Below are 5865 nucleotides of genomic sequence, written 5' to 3' on the forward strand. Positions count from 1 at the left end.
TTGGGCCGGCAGGCTTCGACCAGGGGCTCCAGATCAGCCCATTGCGCGTCGCTCAGCATCGTCCCTCCTCCATCAGAGAGACGAAAACGCAAGCCCAGCCAATCTGTTCAGGCGACGACAGGCCCTAGCAGGGTGATGATCTCTGAGTTTTTTGGATGGTTCGCCGCCGATACGGCGCATCCATTCGTGTCCGGACTCTGGTTCTTCGCGCACAAAAGCTGACCGACCACTTACCACCCAACCCGGTCGTAGAGCGGACGGGCGGGTCCCGACCCAACCACGCCGTCTGACTCGATTCGAACGAAACCCGAAAGCAGTCGTTCATGTGGGACGCCGGATACCCTGATGTATGCTGCCCTGTATGAGGGCCACTCCGAAATGCTTAAGCCGGAACCATGAGAAGCGCCCCCAACCTTCATGCTGACACCCGCAGGTCCGTTGGATCCGAACCTGGCGCCTCTGGTGCTGGGTCATGCAGGTTTGAGGGGGCCAGGACGCGCCAGTCGGCCCGGATACGCCGTCCCTCCGCGATCCGCACCGTGAAGCCTCGCTCGTCGAAGAACTCCAGAAGCGGCATTGTCATGTTGCGACCGATGCCGGCTGTCTCGCGAAAGCGCCCGACTGTCAGCAGGCCCTCGGGATGCTCGCGCGCCACCGCGTCCGCGATCCGTGCCAGTTCGGCGACCGCCTCCGGCAACGCGTAGTAGCTCTTGGAGATGCGTTGGAGCCAGCCGAGGCGGCCGACCTTGTCGAGGAGGTGGCGGAGATCGTTCGGCTCGCGGCCCAGGCGGTCGGCGAGGACGGTGAGGCGGGGCTGATCCAAGCCCGCCTTCTCTAGAACGGCGCGAACGGCATCGTAGTCGATGGCGTCGGCCGGACGCAGGCGCGCCGTGTGGCCGGGCAGGTGCAGGAGCGAGCCGCGCCGCAAGACCTGTTCTTCCCGAATAAGACCGTCGAGGGTGACCGTAAGGGCCGGATGGTCTCCGGCCTCCAGCGTTGACGCGATCTCGTCGCGCGTAAGCCCAGGGTTGTCAGGCTGCGCCATGTGCGTTCGGGCGAGGTCGGACAACACGCTCGTGGCAAGCGCCGCGACCCGCGAACCCTGGAACGCGAGCCGCAGGCCATCCTCCGCAACGACCGCCCCCGCATTCGCAACGAGTGCATCAAGGGTGGCCGCGGGCAAGTTGCGAAGGCGGGCGAGGCGGGCGAGGTCGACTCCGGGGCCGGATGAGGCGAGGAGACCTCGAAGGGCGCGACCGTCGTCCGGGGTGTCGAGTGCGTTGACGACCGCCCGGCGTTCCGGCGTCCAAGGGCCCTGGCGAGGTCCGTCCACGTCTATCACTCGACCACCCCCGATCGTGCGCACAGCCGAGACGTCGCGCAGGACGAAGCGGTCCCCGGCGAGGGCGCCGATCTCGCGGTCGAGCGTGATCACCGCCTGGGCGGACGCGCCGGGTTCAACCGATCCGGCCCCGGGGAGCAGCAACCGTCCCGTCACCGCGGCCGCGCCGAGATGAAGATGCACCGGGGTACGGTGGCGCAGGGGCCGACCCTCGTTCGGCAACACACGCACGGAAACGTCGAGGCGGGTCGCCGGCCCGTGCAGGACCGGTGCGAGGATCCACGTGCCCCGACCCACATCGTCGAGGGACAGGCGCGGACCGACTAAGTTCAGGGCGCAGCGCTCCCCGGCGCACGCGGTCTCGGCAACCGTGTCATGGACGCGCACACCGCGCACCCGAACCTCGCGCGCGCCTGGCGACACGAGGAGCCGATCTCCCACGCGTACCGTGCCCGCGTGCACCGCCCCGGTCACGACCACACCGGCACCGGACACGGTGAAGCGCCGGTCGACGGCAAGCCGGAAGCCGCGATCCGCACCTGCCGGGGCGTGGGAGCCCGCCGCGGCCTCCAGCAGGCGGGCGATGTCATCGATGCCCGATCCCGTCAGCGCGGAACAGGCGACGACCGGCGCCGCCGCGAGCCCGGTTTCGGCGAGGAGGGCATGGATCTCCGCGGTCACCGCCGCGATGCGGTCCGGATCGGCGCGGTCGGCCTTCGTAATGGCGACGACGCCGCGGTCGAGGCCGAGAAGGTCGAGGATGGCGGCGTGCTCGCGGGTCTGGGGCATCACCCCGTCGTCGGCGGCGACCACGAGCAACGCGCAGGCTACGCCGGTGGCACCCGCCACCATGGTTCGGACCAAGCGTTCGTGGCCGGGCACGTCGACGAAGCCGAGTGGGATACGGAGGCGACCGCCTTTCGGCGCATAAGCGAAGCCCAGGTCGAGGGTGATACCTCGGGCCTTCTCTTCCGGCAGCCGGTCGGCGTCGATGCCGGTGAGGGCTTTCACCAGCGCGGTCTTGCCGTGGTCGATATGGCCGGCGGTGGCGACGATCATATGGCCTTAATGCCGGCGAGAGGTGGCGGCGCAGGAAACCCCGCGCCGCCTTCCGCCTCAACCCTTGATCCGGGTCTCGGCGAGTTCGGACATGCAGGTGTCGTAGGGGGTGAACTCCACCCGGTTCGACACCGCGAACAGCGTGTAGGGCGCGTACAGGAACAGGGCTTTGGCCTCGTCCTGCAGGTAGCGCTCCACCTCGCGAACCACCCCCTCCGTTTCGGTCTCCGGCGTATGCAGGAGCTTCTCGTAGAGGGCGTCGAACTTCGGATCCTCCGGACCCTGGCGCAGGGTCGCGTCACGTCCGAAGAACTCCCGGTGCACGCACGCCACCGGATATTGCGGCGTCCAGTCGAAGTACCATTCGAGCTTGACGTCGAACTCCGCCGGCGTTTCATCCTTGGCGCTGACGAAGCGGCAGCCCAGGCCAACTTTGCCCAGGCACTGGCCGATGGCGTCCACCACGCCCTTCCAGGCGGGTGAGGCGACGAAGACCAGTTCCCGTCCCCCGAGCCCCAGGCCGTCGAGCGTGCGTCTGGCACCCTCGGGGTCGTGCGGCATCGGCTTCATGTCCGGGTCCGCGCCGTAGCGGCCGGGCTGTATGAAGGCTGGGATCACCGTGCCGTAGCCATGCGCTCCGTGCTCCAGCACGAAGGCCTGATCGATGGCGAGGTTGATCGCCCGGCGGGCCTCCGGGCTGCGCCAAGGCGAGTCCGAACGGTTCTCATTGAAGACGCCCGTGAGGATCGCCTTCGCTTTCTTCGTCTGGATTCTCCCGTGTGCACTGTCCGGGAAGGACTTCGCCTCGTCCGGCGTCAGGTCGAACACGACGTCGACCCGGCCGTCACCGACCGCGACCGACTTGATGCCCTCGTCCTTGCCGATGACGTTGTCGTAGACGATCCGGACCGTCGGCCTGCGGGCCGGGTTCCAGTACGTCGGGTTGGGCTCCATGACCACGCGGTCGGAGCGGCTATCGATGAGCGAGACGCCCTCGGTGAGCACAAACGGGCCAGTCCCCCACGGACCAGGCGCGTCGATCACTCACCAATGGCCTTCTGCCGACCCCGTCTTCGGGTCAACGAAGCCCCACTCGTTCCAGAACCGCGTCGAGGGCAGGTGCATGCCGCGCAGCTTCATCAGCGCCGCTGAGTCGCCTCCGGGGAAGCGCATCCGCACGGTGCGGTCGTCGACCGCCTCGCAAGTCACGTCCCGGGCGAAGTTGAGGAAAGCGCCCGGCGGGTGCGGGTTGGTCCATTCCTGGACCTTGTCGAACCCGAGCTTGAACATCGCAGCGTTGAAGGGCTCGCCGTCCTGGTAGACCGCGTCCCGCATCTTAAGTTCGAGGGTCTCGCCATCGAGCCAGCGCCAGCTCTCGGCGAGGCTCGGCTGGCCGATGCCGTCGTGGTCGACGCGGTTGGCTTCCTCCATCGTGTTCCAGGTGATGGAAAGCCAATTCACTGGCGACGGGTCGACCACCGTCACCGTGTTGTGGGGTCCCCAGGGCTGGCCGCCCCCGGGATCCCCGGTCGCTTGCGCGTCCATGTATTCTCCTAGTCTCGACCCGCATGGCGTGCGGGCATCGTCCGGCTCATCGCGAGCCGACAGGATGGAAGGCGCCTGCAGTTGCGCATGGCCCTCGATTTTTTCGCCTGGGCCGCCGGCCAGGCCGCCGTAGAACCCCGGCGTTTCAGTTCGTCCCCGCGGGGAGCCTCGTCCGCACGTCTGCGTGCGGGGCATCCTCAGCCCGGCTCGTCGCCCTGGGCCATGCCCGCTGCGGCGACGCGGTCGGCGAGATCCTTCAACTCCTGGCGTAGGTCGGCGAGTTCGCGGTCGCCGAGGCCGGTACGACAGACCACGGCCTGCTGCGCCGTCGCGACTTGGTCCTCCAGCAACCGGCCCGCCTCCGTCAGGGCGACGAGGACGATGCGCCGGTCCACCGCGCGGGTCCGGGTGACAAAGCCCGCCGCCTCCAGCCGGTTGACCAGGGGCGTGATCGCGCTGGATGTGAGTTGCAGCCGGGCGGCCAAGTCGTGCACCGCCGTCACGCCGTCCTGCCAGAGCGCCAGCATGACGAGGTACTGCGGGTAGGTGAGCCCTAGCTCGCCCAGCAACGGCCGGTAGGCGCGCACGACCGAGTTCGTCGCGGCATAGAGGGCGAAGCAAAGCTGGTCGTCCAGCCGCAGGCGAGTTTGCTTCGTCGACGTCGACACTGATCGCTGCTCCGTTCAGACCTCAATCATTCACGCGTGAACGATATTGTCAACGGGCCGTATCCTGCGCAGGGGGAAACTCGGCTAAGAGGCCAGCCTGTTGATTTCCGCTGAGAGTTGACCCGGCGTTTTCGTTGAGAAGTGACCCAGGTTCAGGGGTTGATGTTTATCATTGGGTGGGTCTGGTCAACTCACGGTGCGGCTCCTTTTCGGCTTTCCGGCTGCGGCACTTGCCCTGAAGCGGAAGCTGTCGTTTCCGGTCTCTAGGATGTGGCAGTGGTGGGTGAGGCGATCGAGCAGCGCGGTAGTCATCTTGGCATCGCCGAAGATCCCGGCCCATTCGCTGAAGCTGAGGTTGGTGGTGATCACGACGCTGGTGCGCTCGTAGAGCTTGGACAGCAGGTGGAACAGCAGGGCCCCTCCTGAGGCGCTGAATGGAAGATAGCCCAGTTCGTCTAAGATGATCAGGTCTTGACGTAGCAACCGTTCGGCCAACTGGCCCGCTTTGTTCTGGGCTTTCTCTTGTTCGAGGGCATTGACCAGGTCGACGGTCGCGAAGAAGCGGACCTTCTTGCGATGATGCTCGACGGCCTGCACGCCCAGGGCGGTCGCGATATGCGTCTTGCCGGTGCCTGGGCCACCGATCAGGACGACGTTGTGTGCGCCGTCGATGAAGCCGCCTCCGTGCAGGGTGCGAACCATGGCCTCGTTGACCTCGCTGGCAGCGAAGTCGAACCCGGTCAGATCCTTGTAGGCCGGAAAGCGGGCGGCCTTGATCTGGTAGGCGATGGATCGAACCTCCCGCTCGGCCATCTCGGCCTTGAGCAGCTGGGACAGGAGCGGGACGGCTACCTCGAAGGCGGGTGCGCCTTGCTCCACAAGATCGACGACGGCCTGAGACATGCCGTACATCTTGAGCCCGCGCAGCATGACGATGATGGCGGCGCTGGCGGGATCATGACGCATGGCGCACCGCCTTCCTGCGGAGCGCATCGTAGCGCTCGACATCGGCCTTCGGCTCCTGGCGCAAGACGAGCGCCTGTGGGGCATCGATCGTGGCCACGCTGGATGGCTTACCGTCGAGCAACCGGTGCAGGATGTTGAGGACGTGGATCTTGGTGGGCACGCCGCCGTCGAGCGCCAGTTCGACCGCGCAGAGAACGGCCTGCTCGTCATGATGCAGCACGAGTGCCAGAATCTCCACCATCTCCCGATCGCCGCCAGGATGCTTGAGGAGGTGACCTTGCAGCC

3 protein-coding genes and 2 pseudogenes are annotated in these 5865 nt (G+C 66.9%); all 5 read right to left on the reverse strand.

Annotated features, from left to right (window positions below; genetic code table 11):
* Window positions 1-415 precede the first annotated feature (415 nt).
* Window positions 416-2401, reverse strand: a complete 1986-nt coding sequence (gene selB / locus FV222_RS15320; RefSeq protein ID WP_147814950.1) for a selenocysteine-specific translation elongation factor — start codon at window positions 2399-2401, stop codon at window positions 416-418.
* A 57-nt stretch (window positions 2402-2458) separates the two neighbouring features.
* Window positions 2459-4141 (reverse strand): annotated as a pseudogene (locus FV222_RS15325) (ABC transporter substrate-binding protein).
* 2 nt (window positions 4142-4143) lie between these two features.
* A complete protein-coding gene (locus tag FV222_RS15335; protein WP_147814954.1) occupies window positions 4144-4614 on the reverse strand; it encodes a MarR family transcriptional regulator in 471 nt (156 codons plus the stop codon).
* A 186-nt stretch (window positions 4615-4800) separates the two neighbouring features.
* Window positions 4801-5580, reverse strand: coding sequence for an IS21-like element ISMex27 family helper ATPase IstB (gene istB, locus FV222_RS15340; RefSeq protein WP_048464259.1), 780 nt, complete (start codon window positions 5578-5580; stop codon window positions 4801-4803).
* Window positions 5570-5865, reverse strand: a pseudogene (locus tag FV222_RS15345) (IS21 family transposase); the annotation flags it as partial. The pseudogene FV222_RS15345 and the gene istB, both read right to left, overlap by 11 nt.

The sequence above is a fragment of the Methylobacterium sp. WL103 genome, assembly GCF_008039885.1.
Lineage (GTDB): Bacteria > Pseudomonadota > Alphaproteobacteria > Rhizobiales > Beijerinckiaceae > Methylobacterium > Methylobacterium cerastii.